The 17,014-nt window shown below is 65.3% G+C and carries 12 protein-coding genes and 2 pseudogenes; 6 read left to right on the top strand and 8 right to left on the bottom strand.

The window, feature by feature from the left end; translation table 11 throughout:
• The first annotated feature begins 139 nt into the window (after positions 1 to 139).
• The 3 genes and pseudogenes from ACXAID_RS10230 to ACXAID_RS10240 all read left to right on the top strand — a co-directional run bounded on the left by ACXAID_RS10230 (position 140) and on the right by ACXAID_RS10240 (position 2,032).
• Complete coding sequence (locus ACXAID_RS10230; protein ID WP_475022094.1) at positions 140 to 877, top strand: DDE-type integrase/transposase/recombinase; 738 nt, start codon at positions 140 to 142, stop codon at positions 875 to 877.
• 762 nt (positions 878 to 1,639) lie between these two features.
• Positions 1,640 to 1,696 (top strand): annotated as a pseudogene (locus ACXAID_RS10235) (hypothetical protein); the annotation flags it as partial.
• A gap of 126 nt (positions 1,697 to 1,822) precedes the next feature.
• Complete coding sequence (locus ACXAID_RS10240) at positions 1,823 to 2,032, top strand: hypothetical protein (RefSeq protein WP_475022095.1); 210 nt, start codon at positions 1,823 to 1,825, stop codon at positions 2,030 to 2,032.
• Between the two features lie 265 nt (positions 2,033 to 2,297).
• Here the strand turns inward: ACXAID_RS10240 and ACXAID_RS10245 are convergent, their stop codons facing one another.
• The 4 genes from ACXAID_RS10245 to ACXAID_RS10260 form a co-directional block, all read right to left on the bottom strand.
• Complete coding sequence (locus ACXAID_RS10245; RefSeq protein WP_475022096.1) at positions 2,298 to 5,390, bottom strand: Ig-like domain-containing protein; 3,093 nt, start codon at positions 5,388 to 5,390, stop codon at positions 2,298 to 2,300.
• Between the two features lie 1,667 nt (positions 5,391 to 7,057).
• Positions 7,058 to 7,270, bottom strand: a complete 213-nt coding sequence (locus tag ACXAID_RS10250) for a hypothetical protein (protein WP_475022097.1) — start codon at positions 7,268 to 7,270, stop codon at positions 7,058 to 7,060.
• A gap of 423 nt (positions 7,271 to 7,693) precedes the next feature.
• Positions 7,694 to 8,989 (bottom strand): YncE family protein, encoded by a 1,296-nt coding sequence (locus ACXAID_RS10255; protein ID WP_475022107.1) that lies wholly within the window; start codon positions 8,987 to 8,989, stop codon positions 7,694 to 7,696.
• Positions 8,926 to 10,233, bottom strand: a complete 1,308-nt coding sequence (locus tag ACXAID_RS10260; protein ID WP_475022098.1) for an Ig-like domain-containing protein — start codon at positions 10,231 to 10,233, stop codon at positions 8,926 to 8,928. The genes ACXAID_RS10255 and ACXAID_RS10260 overlap by 64 nt, the downstream gene beginning before the upstream one ends.
• A gap of 374 nt (positions 10,234 to 10,607) precedes the next feature.
• Here ACXAID_RS10260 and ACXAID_RS10265 point away from each other — a divergent pair, with 374 nt between their 5' ends.
• The 3 genes and pseudogenes from ACXAID_RS10265 to ACXAID_RS10275 form a co-directional block, all read left to right on the top strand.
• Positions 10,608 to 10,940: a hypothetical protein gene (locus tag ACXAID_RS10265; RefSeq protein ID WP_475022099.1), complete on the top strand. Its 333-nt coding sequence runs from the start codon at positions 10,608 to 10,610 to the stop codon at positions 10,938 to 10,940.
• Positions 10,941 to 11,489: 549 nt separating this feature from the next.
• Positions 11,490 to 11,750 (top strand): hypothetical protein, encoded by a 261-nt coding sequence (locus ACXAID_RS10270; RefSeq protein WP_475022100.1) that lies wholly within the window; start codon positions 11,490 to 11,492, stop codon positions 11,748 to 11,750.
• Positions 11,751 to 12,038: 288 nt separating this feature from the next.
• A pseudogene (locus ACXAID_RS10275) lies at positions 12,039 to 12,191 on the top strand (rRNA adenine N-6-methyltransferase family protein); the annotation flags it as partial.
• Between the two features lie 78 nt (positions 12,192 to 12,269).
• Here ACXAID_RS10275 and ACXAID_RS10280 read toward each other — a convergent pair.
• The 4 genes from ACXAID_RS10280 to infB all read right to left on the bottom strand — a co-directional run.
• The gene (locus ACXAID_RS10280) at positions 12,270 to 13,589 is read right to left on the bottom strand and encodes an MATE family efflux transporter (protein WP_475022101.1); all 1,320 of its coding nucleotides are present in this window, start codon (positions 13,587 to 13,589) and stop codon (positions 12,270 to 12,272) included.
• A gap of 2 nt (positions 13,590 to 13,591) precedes the next feature.
• Positions 13,592 to 14,581, bottom strand: coding sequence for a DHH family phosphoesterase (locus ACXAID_RS10285; protein ID WP_475022102.1), 990 nt, complete (start codon positions 14,579 to 14,581; stop codon positions 13,592 to 13,594).
• Positions 14,565 to 15,065, bottom strand: coding sequence for a 30S ribosome-binding factor RbfA (gene rbfA, locus ACXAID_RS10290; protein WP_475022103.1), 501 nt, complete (start codon positions 15,063 to 15,065; stop codon positions 14,565 to 14,567). Before rbfA ends, ACXAID_RS10285 begins: the two co-directional genes overlap by 17 nt.
• 12 nt (positions 15,066 to 15,077) lie before the next feature.
• Positions 15,078 to 17,014 (bottom strand): translation initiation factor IF-2 (infB, locus tag ACXAID_RS10295; protein WP_475022104.1); only part of this gene is annotated, 1,937 nt, incomplete at its 5' end.

The following is a 17,014-nucleotide window of genomic DNA, read 5'->3' on the forward strand; positions in this document are numbered from 1 at the left end:
GCAGTCAGCTGTGTCTGCCCACCAGGGGCTCCACACCAGCACTCGCAACCACATCCGATCCTCGGTGTCTGATTTCAGGACATAGTGGGCAGCTGTCCCGGGACATAGTTGACACCTCGTTGCACCGGGGAGGTCGGCCATGTCCAAGCCCCAGCTCGTCATCACCGCCGTCGTGGTGGAAGGACGCAGCGACAGCGAAGTCGCCCGCGACTACGACGTCTCCCGCTACTGGGTCCAACAACTCGTCAAACGCTACGAGACCGAAGGGCCCGCAGCATTCGAGCCACGCTCACGAAAATCTCATCACCACCCCAACGCCGTCGACCACGACATCGAAGAAAAGATCGTCCGTCTACGCAAGACACTGACCAAAGCCGGCTACGACGCCGGCACGGCCACTATCGCCGAACACCTCAACCGCGACCCCGATAAAGCGAAATTCCCCGCCGTATCGACGATCTGGCGAGTACTGTCCCGGCGCGGCTTCGTCACACCCCAACCCCACAAAAGGCCCCGATCCTCGTGGATGCGCTTCGAAGCCCAACAACCCAAGCGATGGCAAGCCGACGTCACCCACTGGCACCTAGCCGACGGCACCACCGTGGAGATCCTCAACGTGATCGACGACCACTCCCGGGTGGCCCTCGCCAGCCACGCCCACACCATAACCACCGGCCCCGACGTCGTGGACACCTTCCTGGCCGCGATCGCCACCTGGGGCACCCCAGCGGGCCTGCTCACCGACAACGGCGCCATCTTCACCGCCCGACAACGCGGCCACGGCCGCACCACCCTGGAGATCATCCTTGGCGAGCTCGGCATCCGCTACGACCACTCCCGCCCCTATCTACCCGCAGACCTGCGGCAAGGTCCGTGAAGACTGGGACGCGATGCTGCACCGGCTCGGTCTGACCCCGGCCGAGGTATGACCATGGTGTCCTGCGTTCGATTTGTCGACCGGGCTGGTGCAGCATCGCGGCGCGCACCGGCCAGACGGATCTGACCGACACTTATCAATCGCTGCCTCGGACTTCGACCCGAATCCACCGATTTCTCCCAGCTGCGCAGCCACCCCGAGCGTCTTCTGATCGCCGGCATCAAGACCGCCCTGCGAGAGCTGGCCCGCAGATGGAAAGCACTCGACAACGAAATCAAGACACTCAACAAGCAGATCGACAACGTGGTTCGCTCCACCGCCCCCGATCTGGTCGAGCTCTTCGGCGTCGGCGTGGAACTGGCCGGCCAATTCCTGGTCGCCGCCGGGGACAACACCGACCGCATCCGCAACGAGAAAGCCTCCGCCAAACTCTGCGGCGTGGCCCCACAACCAACCAGCAGCGCCGCACCACCGGGCGCCACCGTCTATCACGCAGCGGAGACCGCCAAGCCAACAGCGCCCTCTACATCGTCGCCATCGTACGACTACGTCACCACGAACCCACTCGTGCCTACGTCGAACGACGCACCAACGAAGGACTCACCAAACGCGAGATCATCCGCTGCCTCAAGCGGTACATCGCCCGCGAGATCTACACCAACCTCCCACGACCACACGCCGAAACACTGACCGAGAACCGCCACCCCGCGGCAGCTTGACAAACATGGGAGCATCGAACGCTTCCACCAGACCGAGAAAGAGATACCTACGCGCCGACCTCCTGCAGAAACCCTGGCCGAACTGCAAACCCAACTCGACACCTTCACCGGCTACTACAACACCGAACGACCCCACCGCGCCCTGCGCCGGCGCACTCCACAACAGGCCTACGACAGCCGACCCAAGGCACTCCCCACCGGCTACCAGATCCCCCCGCACTACCGCGTGCGCACCGACCGCATCGACAAAGGCGGCTCAATCACCATCCGCTACAACAGCCGGCTACACCACATCGGACTGTCCAAACACCTGCGCGGTACCAAAGTCACGGTACTGATCAACGACCCCGACATCCGCGTCATCCACCACGACACCGGACACCCGATCGGCAAACTCACCCTCGACCCCACCCGCGACTACAACCACGCGGCATAAAACCCGGAAACTCCCCCAGAAACAGACCCCAGATGTAGACAATGTCCCGGGACACCTATCAACGGTGTCCCGGGACATCACAACATCCGATCCTCGGGAAACGAACATGAAAGGCGGGTGGCTCACGAAGGGTTTTCCCACCGAGCCGCGCACCCTGCTCTGGCTCCCACGTGTTCCAGTTTCAGCAAACCGACGGACGGCGTGTCCGAACCCGCGATGCGAGGGAGGTATCGGGCGAGGGCAACAGCACGGCAGCTAGAGCCTCTCAGGACACGTTTGGCACCAGAGGTTCTGCGTCGACGGTGTACTTGCCATACGAGTCCGGGTCGGGCGAGTCGAAGTACACGCCGTTGATGTGCCAGGTTGTGTTGCCCACCACCAAGGTGAAGTCACCGGTGTCTCGGTAGACAGGTTGCTGGGCGTAGATGGTACCCACCGTGTACGGCTCTACCACGGTGTTGATTTCCTCCGTGAACTCGTGGGTCTTGGTCCACTCGTGTCCGTACGTTGATGAAACCTCGATAGCTACCAACTTGAATATCTTGGGGCTGGCCTTGATTGAGACGCTGACGCTGGTCTTCTCCGATTGGGAATCTTTGATGATGACTTTGTAGGACTGGTTGATCCCGGTGTTGTTGGCGAGCTGGTTCCCCACCACGTGCTTGTCTCCCAGCGTCGCCACCTCATCGAGGACGTTGAAGGTGCAGACCGCCCTGGATCCATCGAGGCACAGCGCATTGAGGATCTGGGCTTGCTGCTGCTTGTCGTCCGCGTCGTAGGTGATGACCGTACCGGGAGGGTCGTACAACTCGACGTCGAGCCCGTGCTTCAGCTTGGCTGGACCGCACTCCCCCGAACCCGCTTCGACGCTGCACGACGTCATCGGATTGCCCGATTGGTCCCATAGCCGCAGTTGGTAGATCGTTCTGTCCACCACTGGGGCATCAGTTATGAAGGCCGGATAGAAGTTCGGAACGTATGCGATCGGAGCTTTCAGCGTGATCGCGAACGATTCCCCAGGTAGCACCGTCTGGCCTTGGAATGGCGCCGCAACAACGAGCTCCCGCAGGTCCGCGGGAAGCTCCGATGTCGACCTCCATCCCCCGGTGTGATACCAGCCAAGGAAGTTCATGGGTCGGCCCGACAGGTTGTAGACGACGAACTTGTTCTTCACCGACTGCGCTTCGGCGGTGTGGATCACCGAGACAGTAGCGTCGTCGCTGTTGGCGACGTAGGTGTAACCGAAGGGGCTAACCGCCAGCCCGGTGGGATCGTCGCCGACAGCAATGGAAGCCCGCGGCGTTAGCGTTACCGGATCGAAGGCGGTGACAGTGTCATCGGCGTTGCTGATGTAGAGGGTGTTGTCGGATCCGATCGACAGGTCCTGGGGAGTCTTGGCCAAAGCGATGTTGGTGACGTCGTCGGTCGCCGGGTCGTAGCGCGTGAGGCTGTTGGCGCCGTTGTTGGCCACGTAGGCGACGCCGTTGTCACTCACGGCCAGCCCGATCGGGTTGGCTCCGGTGGCCACCGTGGTGGTGTGTGCGATCGGACCGCTGGTGTCGATCACCGTCAGGCTGGCGTCACCGTAGTTGAGCACGTAGACGTTCGTGCCATTGGTGGCGATATCGCGGGGCGAAACCCCCACCTCGAGCTCCTCGACCACCGTGAAGGTGTTGGTGTCGATGATCGAGACCGTGTCGGCACCGCTATTGGCTGTGTAGACGAAGGCACCGTCGGGGCTGGCCGCTACACCGTGAGGTGCGGCGCCGACGGTGATCTCGTACAGCACGCTGTTGTCTTTGGTGTCGATCACCAGGAGCTTGTCGTTCGTGGTGTCGGTCACATACAGCAGGGTGCGGTCCGGGCTGGCCGCCAATCCCGTGGGTTGACCGCCCACGTCGATGGTGGTGATCGCCAGGTTCGTGAGGGCGTCGAACACCGACAGGCTGCCGCTGCCCGCGTTGGCGACATAGATCGCCGGCTCGACCGGCTGACCGGTGTTGACCAATACCGCCACTGGATCCGCCCCCACGTCGATCGTGGCGATGACACGATCGGGAACGCCGGCCACCGGCACTCGCACGGCCACCGCGAGAGTGGCGGTGCCGGTACCGTCGCCGACGATCAACGGCAACTCGACAAACCTGTCCTCATCGGTCGCGTCCGGCTGCGAAGCCGCCAACCGCTGCTGCTCGGTGGGGGTGAACCAAAAGCGGCCTTCCACAAAATCGACAGCCACATCTTGGTACTCGACGGATCCGAGGTCAAATCCGTAGGTGAGCTCACCCGCCTCGATCACGTCAGAGAGGGTGATCACACCCGAGACTTCGCCGGTTTCCGCGTCGACAGCAGTGATCTCGTAGAGCTGTGGCGCACTCACCGTGACTACGCCCTCGGTGGCCCCGGCACCATGCGGGTCGAGTATCGAATCGAGCCAGTGCCAACGCCATTCGGCCTCACGGGCCTCCACAACGAACTGATCGTCCATTCCCCACGCATCCGGATCGGGGACGTAGACGAAATTACCAGCGGCATCGACGGTCAGCGTGCCGTGAGCCGGCCCCTCGACCACGGTGTAGACGAGTTCGTCATCATCGGGATCGGTTGCCCCCACGCTGCCGACGATTCCGTCCAGGGTCAGGCGCGTCGCCATCGGGTCGTAGGCGATGGTGGGCGACTGATTGAAGAACGTCCGGCGGACCCATGCGAATACTGCCCACAGCACCGGCTCCTGAGCCGGGGCCTGCGGTCCACCGCTGGCAGCTACCGGGCCTAGGCCTAGCCAGTTACTCACGGCCTTCACGAATGTCTGGCTCTCCCCTCCCACTGCGGGTTCGTCGACAGGCGCAGCCAACGCCGCCGCGGCCGCGGTCTTCGAACCGGTGGGGGCCGCGGCAGATGAAGCGAGCGCAGCCACCATAACACCGCGTTCATCTCCCGCACGACCCGCACCGGTCGTCGACTGCGAGATCCGTTCGGCCCGAGCCTTATCGACGATGCCACCCCGATCACTCAGCGCCTCGGCCTCGGTCTGCGTCGCAACAGAGTCGAGGTCTGCGCCGTCCTCGAGGTCTGGTCCCTCATGCTGGGCACCGCTGGGGGCCTCCTGGCTCGAGGTCTCTTCATCGGTCGGATCATTGTCGGCGACATCTGGCTCGACACCAGCAGCAGAACTCCCGCCGGTCGACCCGTCGCCGAGTACGGGCGGCTCGACCGTCACGTCAACCTGCCCGGGATCTTGAGTATCCGCCGTGTCACTCACCTGAGGCTCGGATTGCCCTGCCATGGCAGCTACACCGTCTGCTTCGTGCGCGGATTCGGCGTCGTCCGAGTCCAGCGAATCGCTGTCATCGTCCAAGTCCGCCGTATCGCTGTCATCGGCCTCCGACGTCAGCGATCCCTCGCGTTCCGCCCCGCTCGAATCAGCGCCGACACCGATCGAAGCATCATCGCTATCCGCCTCGTCCGGTGAATCATTCTCCCCCGTAGCGTCTTTCGAAGCCGCTCGGGATGAGTAGCTTCCCGACCCACCCGAACCGGTCCGGGGTTGAGAAGTCGACGATGGACCCGACGAAGCTGATCCCGAAGCCGAACTACCTGACGTATCCGCGGTATCAGCGACTGCTACAGCTGGACTCGCAATCAGGGCGATTCCCAAGCCCAGCGCGCCGAACAGCGCGGAGGCTCGGGCAGCCCTCGCCGTAGGTTCACCTCGCGACGACTCGAGACAGGGCGCTGCAGGCGGACCTTCAGCGTAACGAGCACCACTTCCGACCGCACCCTCCAGCGGGACGAGCGGGGATTGCGGACACTGCGCGGGTCCTGACTGGACATCACACGACTTTGGCAAGAACATCTCTCAATCCTTCTCGGGTGCCGATACGACGGACTGCTCCACAGAAAAATCACCGAAACCATGGAAACTCGGAACTAGCCTGAGCGCTATACAACTATCAATAAATGACTTATCGCACAAGCTTTGTCGGCGTGACTACGCACGCCAGAAACGTCATGTTCACTTTTCCCCTGAATATTGCGGCTCGGAATTTCTGATTCATTCGGCAAGCGGACTTCTCGCGCGTATTCACCGTCGCAAAGAGGCACGGCAGACGACTAGTTGCCCCCAGCGAGTGCGGTTGCTGTTGATCAACACCTGGCAACGCGACGATGAATACCCGGACATTCGATCTAGATTCTCTCCTGCACCTGATCATTGATTCAAATGTTTGGATCCAGGCAACACTGTTCGAAGACGTATCCTGCCGCAGCGGCGATTCGGAAGTTCAAGGCCAGCAACCCACCACTCTGCGATGCGGCCCTTGGAACCGAAGACGACAAACGACCACCTTCTCGCAGTTACTGGGTCCGAGGCACAACCCTGCGCTAGATCCTACGAGGTAGGTCGATGACGTATGAAGAAGGTATGAATACCTCGACCGGACAGGGAGTTACCCAAGCTAGTCAATCACCTCAACTGCGGCCCTGTTGATTACATTGGCCATTGGCGTTCACATGCCATCGTTGGCGTACTTCTCGACACTGCAGCTGATTCACGAAGAGTGCGCGATCGCTTTCCTTCGATCCCCAAGAATGGGTTCTCCATGGTTGAGGTCAGACTCCCAGCACCTGGCCCCCGGCGCGCAGCCGGGATTGAACGGGCCGCCGCGACCACGTTGTGATCGACGCCGCCGCTCCTTTGCACATGCCATAGACCGCACAAGAGCAGAGCTCAGCACGCGCACATCATGAGCCAAAGTCGAAGCCTGTGAGCGGTTTGGCCAGTTGAGGCCGTGGGGTGCGTGACAGACAGCGCTCTCTCAACTGGGTCGACGCGCGGTCAGCAAGAGGTCACCATCTCGAAACACGTTCTGCGACTGAGAGAACGAAACCGCTCGTCTGGAATGAGGGCCAGGACTAGTGGGGAATCTGGCTCAACAGGGTCTTCATCCCGCTGCGGGTACCCGATACTGGCCGGTACCGTGGGCCCAGCCGCGGCTCGCTACTCAAGATGAACGTGCTTGGCCGCTAGTTACTTTGCGCTCTCACCCTCGATGCGGTCCGGTCAAGAATCGAGCGCTCGCGTACCGAATGATCGGTCGGACAGTCCAGCGCGTGACTCAGGAACTGTTTGGCCGCCTGCGCCTGCGCAATGGCGCGGTCCAGTTCGGCAATCTGGCCGCGCACGACGTCACGCCACTGCTCACTGGGCGCGTCGAACGACGCGGCTGCCGTGTCCACCGACAGCCCGAGCCGCTGGACAACCTTGAGCAGCGCTAACCGCGCAGTTCGTCGATTCCGTAGATTCCCTTCCCGGGGCGCCGTGACGTCGGCCGGACGAGCCCGAGTTCGTCGTAGTAGCGCAACGTCGAGGCGGCCAAATCTGAACCACCCCGACGTATCCGGAGACTCTGATGTGCCCGGGGCGGTCCCACTGAGTTCAGCCCGGCTTCAACCAACAAGATCAAGCCATGGCCGACCCAGCTCGGCGCAACCGGCTTCGCCTGCCACGGCTGGACGGGCCAGCAGGCTGAATCATCTGCCGCACTGTGCCGTTCGCCGGGTTCACCGACGTCGCCGTCGCAGCGCGGCACGCCGACAAGCGTGCGGTGCGGGCGGTGACTGCCTCTCGGCCGTGACTGGCGAGGTGCGAAATCGAGGCGACTACAACACGGAGTCAGGCGGTACGTCCACGTAGTGCACGTTGTAGACACCCTGGCCGTCGTTGTTGGGGCTGTCGAGGTAGATGTCGGTGAGCTTGAGTGTCGTGTTGCCCATTTCGATCGTGAAATCGCCGGTGACCCGGTACACCGGCTGTTGCGCGGTTACCGCGGTCGCCTTGTGCGGTAGGATCTCGACGTTCAGCTTCTGGGTGAAGGTGTGGGTGTTGGTCCATTTGTGGCCGTACTTGGCACTGATCTCCACGTCGACGATCTTGGCGATGGAGAACGACGTTTTCGCGCTGACTTCCACACTGTCGGTGTTGCTCTGGGTGTCGGTGATGCTGATCTCGGTTCTGACCGTCTCATCGGTGTTGTTGGCGAACGCATTTCCGACGGGGTGATCGTCGGTATGGGTCGATATTTGTGATTTCGCGACGAACGGGCACGTCGCGCGACTGTTGTCGGCGCATAGGTGGTTCAGGTAGTTCGTTTGTTCGGCGCCTTCCCCGGCTGGCACGGTGACGACGGTGCCTGGCTTGTCCAGCAGCAGGAACGTTGTATTGGTGTTGCTGGTGCGGATGTAGTCCGGATCGCAGCGTGCACCGCCGGAGGAGAAGCAGCGTTCATCGGTGAAGCCGAACACCGGCGCCACATTCATCTGGGCTGCATACACTCCCCCGACCGGATTCGAGGACGTCGGGGTCCAGGTATTGTCCTTGAAGAAATAGAACGTCAGCTCGAAGGTGTGAACCCCACCGGGGGCGAGCACACTCGTCAACGGCGGCCCGGCGATGTCGTCGGCGTTCGTCGGAGCCCCGTAGGAATTGAGCGTGACAGAGTACTGCGTCAGGTTGACGACCTCGAACGTCCGCGTGACCGACCCGAGGCTGCTGTTTCCGCCGCCGACGGTTGCCCCGGTGCCGACGGCCGTAGCCGAGGCCGACGTGCCGGCCACCAGTGCGGCCGGGGACGCGGGCGGCGGCGCTAAGCTCGAGGCAGCCGGCAGTGTCACGACCGCGATGGCATCGTCGCCACCGGCGGCCAAGTACACGCTGGTGCCGTCGGGGCTGATCGCGATTCCGCTGGGCTGGGCTGTGGGCGAGATGGGCTCACCGATGACGGTGTTGGTGGCGGTGTCGATCAGCGACACGGTGCCGTAGGAGAAGTCTGCGACAACAGCCACGCTGCCGTCCGGGCTGATTGCGACCCCGACCGGAAAGTCGCCCAGGTTGTTCACGGTGGCCGACACGGTGTTGGTCGCTGTGTCGATGACCGATACTGATCCGTCGCCGCTGATCGCCGACGACCCACTGTTGGTGACATAGCACGAGTCCCGTCGGCGGTGATGGCGATGTCGGTCGGGGCGTTGCCGACGTCGATCGTGCTGAGAACCGCCTGGGATGCGGTGCTGATCACCGACACCGTGTCCTCACCTTCGTTGGTCACGTAGGCGCGGGTACCGTCGCGGCTGATTGCCACGCCGAAAGGCGAACTGCCCACCAGGATTTGGGCGATGGTTCTCCGTGTCACGGTGTCGATGACAGTCACAGAGCCGTCATTGGTGTTAGTAACGTACAACTGGCGGCCGTCCGGAGTGAGCGCTGCGTCGGTCGGCGAGTTGCCGACCCTGATAGGTGGGCCCAACACCCTGCGGTTGAACGTATCGACGACGGAAACGGTGCCGTCGGTGGAGTTGACGACGTAGGCGCGGGTTCCGTCGTTGTTGAGTGTGAGGCCGAACGGGGCGTCCCCGACGGCGATGGGGTCGCCGATCGCAGCGCCGGAGGACGAGTCGACGATCGACAGCGTGTCGTCATTGCTGTTGACGGTGTACACCCGGGTCCCGTCTGGACTCAACACCAAGCCGACGGGAAAGTCCCCCACCGACACCGGCGTATCGGTCTGCGCCGCGCCCGGGGCGATGACCAGACCGCTGACGGCGACGGCGACCGGTTCGCTCGCCGCGTCGGTTACCGAGACGGTGAAACCATCGGTCACCGCGCCACCCGACTCCGCTGCCTGCAGGCGGGCGGCCTGAGTGGGAACGTAAACATATCCACCGTCGGCGAATTCGACGGTGCCGTACGCCGGAGCGGTGACGATCTCGTAGAACAGCGGATGGTTCTCGGCATCATCGACAGCTAGGTCGCCGCTGACCGCACCGGTGGTCGCGTCGGGTTGACCCACGCTCGGCGCTGCGGTCACCGTCGGGGCGGTGTTCGGCAACACCGTAACCGGCACCTCGACGGTGACTGTGCCGTTGCCGTTGCCGAGGTGCAGGTGAAAGCCGCGGTCGGCGATGCGAGTCGTGAACGTGTCCATTCCGCCGGTCGCCGCGAGTTCTTCGCCTGGGAAGTAGGTGTAGCTGCCGTCCCGCGCGAGCGCCACTGAGCCGTGGGCGGGCTGATCGACGAGGGTGTATATGATCGGGTCACCGTCCGGATCGACGGCGCCGATGGTGCCGGTGACCACACCGCTTCCTGCCTGCACGAGCTGAACAGGCGTCGCGGTCGGCGTGCGGTTGGAGAGGGTCTGCTGCACCAGACGCCGTGCCGCGTAGAACAGTTGCAGGACACCGTGCAGCGGTCCCGCCCGGTGCGGTCGGACTGGTCGCGGTGAACGGCGCGAATACCAAGGCCGCGACACCGGAGATGAGCTCGGTGAGCACGGCAGCGGCCGGCCCCGCACTTTGGTCTGGGGAAATCTCCTCGGCACCAGCGTCAACCGCGGCGATCCCCACCCGGTTCCGCGTTGCATCAGCGGCCCGGACTTCCTTGGGTTGGGGCGTATCGCTCGTCTCCTCGACGGTGCCGACCGCATCCTCGGAATCGGATTCAACATCCGCGAGAGCGCTCGCCGATGCCGGGACTGTCGGGGCACGGGACTGACTGGCCGCACCCCCGTCGGCATCGCCGGTGTCGATCACAGTTGGTTCCGGCGGTTGCGGCTGCACCTCCGCTTCGGTCGTCACCTGCTCCGGCGCAGGAGCCGCCGCACTCTCGGTGGTGGATTGCTCTGGCTCACTTTCTGATTCACCTTCAGTGCCGGTGACCGGTGCAACGGAGTCACTGGCGCCCACACACACACACATCGTCGTCGGCATCTTCGATCTCGACCACATCGCCGTCGGCATCGTCGATCTCGACCACATCGCCCTCGGCGGCCGTATCGTCGGTCTCGGCATCGTTGACCGTCGCATCGTCGGGAGCACCTGTTTGCGCCGAGTCGTCAACCGACGAGCTCGGTGAATCAGAGCGGGCAGAGCCAGAATCCGTCGATGAGGGCGACGATCCAGCGGATCTCGAATTGTCATCGTCAGCCGCTGCGACACCGTGGCCGAAGGACAACGCGATACCGAGCCCGGCCGCACACACCGCGGCAGCGGTACGCGATCCTGAGTCCAGCGCCAGCGCGAGGAAACTCCACAACTGCGGCACCACCTGCGGTTGCGTCCAGCAGAGTGGTGTACGAGTCGGACCTGATCAGCGGTACCGGCGTGTCGTAGCCGTCTGGTCTGGACGGTCGCGGCCATCCGCGCATGGTCGGCTTGCCGCCGGCGCATTCGAAGCAGGCACGCACGCCCACCGAAAGAGCATCAGCCCCCTGCCCAGCGACCCACAAGCTCATAGCCCGCGCCAATAGCTCGCACATCGTGTGCATAGCTTCGGCACGAATACTCATCCCGGTAGATAGCGGTCGACCGGTCATGGCACACGCTGAGCAGGGCATGAAGCCGCCACTCGACGCACCAAGGAATGGTCGACCGAACTCACACTCGCAACAGGAGAACTCGGACCATGAAGAAGATCAACTGGCGCAAGGTAGTTGCATCTGCGGCGTTGACCGGCGCCCTGGGCGCCGGGGCAATCGGGGTCGGTGCCGGCATCGCCGATGCGGCACCGGCCCCGCCCCCACCGCCACCGGTGGTCACGGCACCGCCGCCCGGCGCACCCCCCGCTCCGCCGCCGCCGGCGTACGCGCCCAACGCCCCGGTCGTCTGGAACCAAGGCCAGAATCATTGGGGCATCTGGATCAACGGTGCGTTCATTCCGCTGTAGTGATGGACCCCTGTCGGCCGGCGCCCAACCGTGGCGCCGGCCGGCGTGATCCACCGTTGCGCGAGCGAGCGAGTCGGCGGACAACGCGACACCAGACTGGCCGACATCGCCGGCCGCGCAGGTCCGTTCGACCGGCTCGAGTCGCCTCCCGGTGTGGACGGGACGACCGGCCGTCCGCCGTCCCAGTCTTTCGGCATCAACGAGGCGCACCAGTGCTGGGGAAGCGACGAGTGGCGCCAGCTGATGCGTGACGTCATCGTGCCGTGAGCAGTCGCCGACGCCCGTCCGAGCGATGATGTTCTCGAAGTCGGCCCCAGGTACGGTGCCACAGCCGACGTTCTCGGGAACACTCTCCAACACCTGACCGCAGTGGAGATCGATGATGGGCTGGCAGCGTTGCTGACTACGCGCTGTGCCGACAATGCCGCCATCGACATTGTTCTCGACGACGCCACCGGGCTGGCCTGTCCCGACGGCCGCTTCAGCGGCGCAGATACACACACTCGCGCCGGAAACAGGCTAGGAGGTGCCCGACACCAGCCAGCGGCCGGAGAGCACCCGCCAGCCCACGAACACCAGTCGCAGCACCATGAATGTGGTCAGCCCCGACCAGATGCCCAACAGGCCCCAGCCGAAGGCCAGCGACAGCCAGATCAGCGGCAGGAACCCGGCCAGTGCGCTGACCAGGGTCGCGGTCCGCATGAACCGCGCATCCCCCGCCCCGAGCAGGACACCGTCGACCGCGAAGACCACACCGGCGATCGGTAGCTGGGCCACCAGGAACCACCACGGCACGCTGATCTCGCCGAGCACCACCTCGTCATGGGTGAACAGCCTCGGCAGCACCGGTGCGCCGAGCGCGAACACCGCGGCGAGCACCGCGGCGGCCACCGCGGAGAAGATCGTCACCCGCCAGGCCACCGACTTCGCGTGCGCCAGCTGGCCCGCTCCCAGTGCCGCGCCCACCAGCGACTGCGCCGCGATCGCCAACGAGTCCAGCACCAGCGCGAGGAAACTCCACAACTGCAGCACCACCTGATGAGCCGCCACCGCAGCCGCCCCGAAGCGGGCCGCGACCGCACCGGCCGAGACGAAGCACGCCTGAAAGGCCATGGTGCGCAGCACCAGATCGCGCGCCATCACCAGCTGGGCGCGCAACACCGCGGGCTGCAGACGCAGCGAGACCCGCTCGACGGTCAACGCCCGGATGAACAGCGCCGCGGCCAACCACTGGCCGACCACATTGGCCACCGCCGATCCCGACAGCCCCATCTCCGGGGCGCCGAGCCAGCCGAAGACGAGCAGCGGACACAGCAGCGCCGACAACGCGAATCCGACCACCACGTAGCGCAACGGCCGCACGGTGTCCTGGACCCCGCGCATCCACCCGTTGCCCGCCGCAGCCACCAGGATCGCCGGTACCGCCAGGCTGGCGATGCGCACCCACGGCAACGCGGCCGCGGTGATCTCCGGATCGCCGGCCAGCACCGACACCAGCGGCACCGCGGTGAGCTGCAGCGTGGTCACGATCGCGACACCGATGCCCAGCGCCAGCCAGGTCGCCTGCACGCCCTCACCGAGCGCCGCGACCCGGTCACCGATTCCGTGGAACCGGGCTGCGCGGGCCGTGGTGCCGTAGGCCAGAAACGTCAGCTGTGAGCTAAGCACCCCCATGATCAGCGCGCCGATGGCCAGCCCGGCCAGGCTGAGCGCGCCGAGCCGGCCGACGATGGCGAGGTCGAAGAGCAGGTAGAGGGGTTCGGCGGCGAGCACGCCCAGGGCCGGGAACGCCAGAGCGGCGATGCGCCGGCTGGTCGCCGGCTCGACTGCGTCGGTCACCGTCAGCCGAGAGCGGCACGCAGCGCCGCGACCACCTGTGCGGCGTCTCCGGATGCGGTGTAACCGGCCGCCAGCCGGTGCCCGCCGCCGCCGAACCCGGTGGCGACCGAGGTGAGATCGACCGACTTCGACCGCATCGACACCGTCCACGTCCGCGGCCTGATCTCTTTGAAAACCGCCGCCACCTCGGCCTGCTGGGTGGTTCGGACGATGTCGACGATGCTCTCGACCTCCTCCGAGCGGGCGTTGGTCCACTCGTCGTGGTCGACCATCGCGCACACCAGACCCCGTCCCGCGACCGCGTCTGGGATCAGCCGCGCCGACCCCAACACCCGCGACAGCATCGGCAGCCATGCGAACGGATGGGTGTCCAGCAGCGTGCGGCTCACCGCGGCGTTGTCCACCCCGAGTTCCACCAACCGCGCGGCCAGCCGGTGCGCGCGCGGGCTGGCCCACCGGAACGATCCGGTGTCGGTGGTCAGGCCGGCGTACAGACAATGCGCCACCCCGGGGTCGATCGGGATGTCGGCGGCGTCGAGCAGCTCGGCGACCAGCATCGTGGTCGAATCCGCGGACGGGTCGACCAGGTTCGCCGAACCGAACAGGCCGTTGGATGCGTGGTGGTCGATGACCAGCACATTCCTGCCGGGCTCGGCGAGGTCGCGCAGTTCGCCGAGCCGATCCACACTCGGGACGTCGACGGTGATCACCAGATCGGCGTCGCGGCGCATCTGCTGCGGCGCCACCAGCAACTCGCAACCCGGCAGCGATCGCAACGACTCGGGCAGCATCGCGGGTGCGGCGAAGCCGACCTCGACGATCTTGTCCGCGCGGTCGAGCACCAGCCCGAGAGCCAGCCCGGCGCCGATGGTGTCGGCATCCGGGAAGACGTGGCAGACGACGCTGATGACCGACGCCGACGACAGCAGCTCCGCAGCGCCACGGGCATCCACCCGCGCGCCCGGCACCGCGGTGTCAGTCGCGTCTGTCATCGAGTGTGTCGAAGTCACCCATGTCCTCAGCGTCCGGCCCGTCCGTGCTCTCCGCCCCGCTTACACGGTACGGGTCGGACTCGCCGGCGTGCTTGGCTCCCTGGCGGACTCTGGCCAAATCCTCATCGGCCGCCCGCGCGCGGGCCAGCAGCTCCTCCATGCGGTGTGCCGCGTCGGGCACCGTGTCGCGCACGAAGGCCAGCGTCGGGGTGAACCGGACCCCGGTGGCAGCGCCGACCTTGGTCCGCAGCACCCCCTTGGCCTTCTCCAACGCCGCGGCCGCTGCCGGGTAGTCCGGCTCCTCTTCGAGGGACCGGCCCATCACCGTGTAGTACAGCGTGGCGTCGTGCAGATCGTTGGTGACCTTGGCATCCGTGATCGTCACCCCGGCGAGTCGAGGATCTTTGATCTCGTACTCGATCGCCGAGGCGACGACGGTGGAGATGCGCTTGGCCAGCCGCTTCGCCCGTGCGGGATCAGCCATAAGCGGAAGCTCCTAGGTCCTTTCCTTCTCGACCAGCTCGTAGGTCTCGATGACGTCGCCCTCCTTGATGTCGGAGTACGTCAGCGTCAGACCACACTCGTAGCCGTCGCGAACCTCGGTGACGTCGTCCTTCTCCCGTCGCAGCGACGAGACGGTGAGGTTCTCGGACACCACGACGTTGTCGCGCAGCAGGCGCGCCTTGGCGTTGCGCCGCATGATGCCCGAGGTGACGAGGCAGCCGGCGATGTTGCCGACCTTGGACGACCGGAAGATCGCCCGGATCTCGGCGCGGCCGAGCTCGCGCTCCTCGTAGACCGGCTTGAGCATGCCCTTGAGCGCACTCTCGATCTCGTCGATGGCCTGGTAGATCACCGAGTAGTAGCGGATCTCCACACCTTCGCGGTTGGCCAGCTCGGTGGCCTTGCCCTCGGCCCGAACGTTGAAGCCGATGATGATCGCATCCGAGGCCGACGCCAGGTTGACGTTGGTCTCGGTGACGCCACCGACACCGCGGTCGATGACCCGCAGCTCGACCTCGTCGTCGACCCTGATGCCCAGCAGGGCCTCTTCGAGCGCCTCGACCGTGCCGGAGTTGTCGCCCTTGAGAATCAGGTTGAGCTGGCTGGTCTCCTTGAGCACCGAATCCAGGTCTTCCAGGCTGATCCGCTTGCGGGCCCGGGCGGCCAGCGCGTTGCGCTTGCGGGCGTTGCGCCGGTCGGCGATCTGCCGGGCGATCCGGTCCTCGTCGACCACCAGCAGGTTGTCACCGGCACCGGGTACCGACGTGAAGCCGATGACCTGCACCGGACGCGACGGCATCGCCTCGTCCACGTCCTCGCCGTGTTCGTCGACCATGCGCCGCACGCGGCCGTAGGCGTCGCCGGCCACGATGGAGTCGCCGACCCGCAGGGTGCCGCGCTGCACCAGCACGGTGGCCACCGGGCCGCGACCGCGGTCCAGGTGCGCCTCGATCGCCACGCCCTGAGCCTCCATGTCGGGGTTGGCCCGCAGGTCCAGCGACGCGTCGGCGGTGAGCAACACCGACTCGAGCAGCTGCTCGATGTTGACGTTGTTCTTCGCCGAGATGTCGACGAACATCGTGTCGCCGCCGTACTCCTCCGGGATCAGACCGTATTCGGTCAGCTGACCACGGATCTTGGACGGGTCGGCGCCTTCCTTGTCGATCTTGTTGACCGCGACCACGATGGGCACCTCGGCGGCCTGGGCGTGGTTGACCGCCTCGATCGTCTGCGGCATCACGCCGTCGTCGGCCGCGACCACCAGGATGGCGATGTCGGTGGCCTTCGCACCGCGGGCACGCATGGCGGTGAACGCCTCGTGACCGGGGGTGTCGATGAAGGTGATCGGCCGCATCTCGCCGTCGTGCTCCACCGAGACCTGATAGGCACCGATGTGCTGGGTGATGCCGCCGGCCTCGCCCTCGCGGACGCTGGCGTTTCGGATGGTGTCGAGCAGTCGGGTCTTGCCGTGGTCGACGTGACCCATCACGGTCACCACCGGCGGCCGCTGCTCGAGGTCCTCCTCGCCGCCTTCGTCCTCGCCGTAGGTGAGGTCGAAGGACTCCAGCAGCTCGCGATCCTCGTCCTCCGGGGAGACGACCTGGACCTTGTAGTTCATCTCGCTGCCGAGCAGTTCGAGGGTGTCGTCGCCGACGGACTGCGTGGCGGTCACCATCTCGCCGAGGTTGAACAGCGCCTGCACCAGCGAGGCCGGGTTGGCGTCGATCTTCTCGGCGAAATCGGACAGCGATGCGCCGCGGGCCAGCCGGATGGTCTCACCGTTGCCCTTGGGCAGCCGGACGCCGCCGACGACCGGGGCCTGCATGTTCTCGTATTCGGCGCGTTTCGCCCGCTTCGACTTGCGACCACGCTTGGGGGCGCCACCGGGGCGGCCGAACGCGCCCGCGGCACCGCCGCGCTGACCGGGGC

The organism is Mycobacterium sp. ABE4_509 (assembly GCF_056160785.1).

Coding starts and splice junctions, on each gene's coding strand:
- ACXAID_RS10230 (WP_475022094.1), top strand. CDS start 140: ATGTCCAAGCCCCAGCTCGTCATCACCGCCGTCGTGGTGGAAGGACGC.
- ACXAID_RS10270 (WP_475022100.1), top strand. CDS start 11,490: ATGAAGAAGATCAACTGGCGCAAGGTAGTTGCATCTGCGGCGTTGACC.
- rbfA (WP_475022103.1), bottom strand. CDS start 15,065: ATGGCTGATCCCGCACGGGCGAAGCGGCTGGCCAAGCGCATCTCCACC.
- ACXAID_RS10285 (WP_475022102.1), bottom strand. CDS start 14,581: ATGACAGACGCGACTGACACCGCGGTGCCGGGCGCGCGGGTGGATGCC.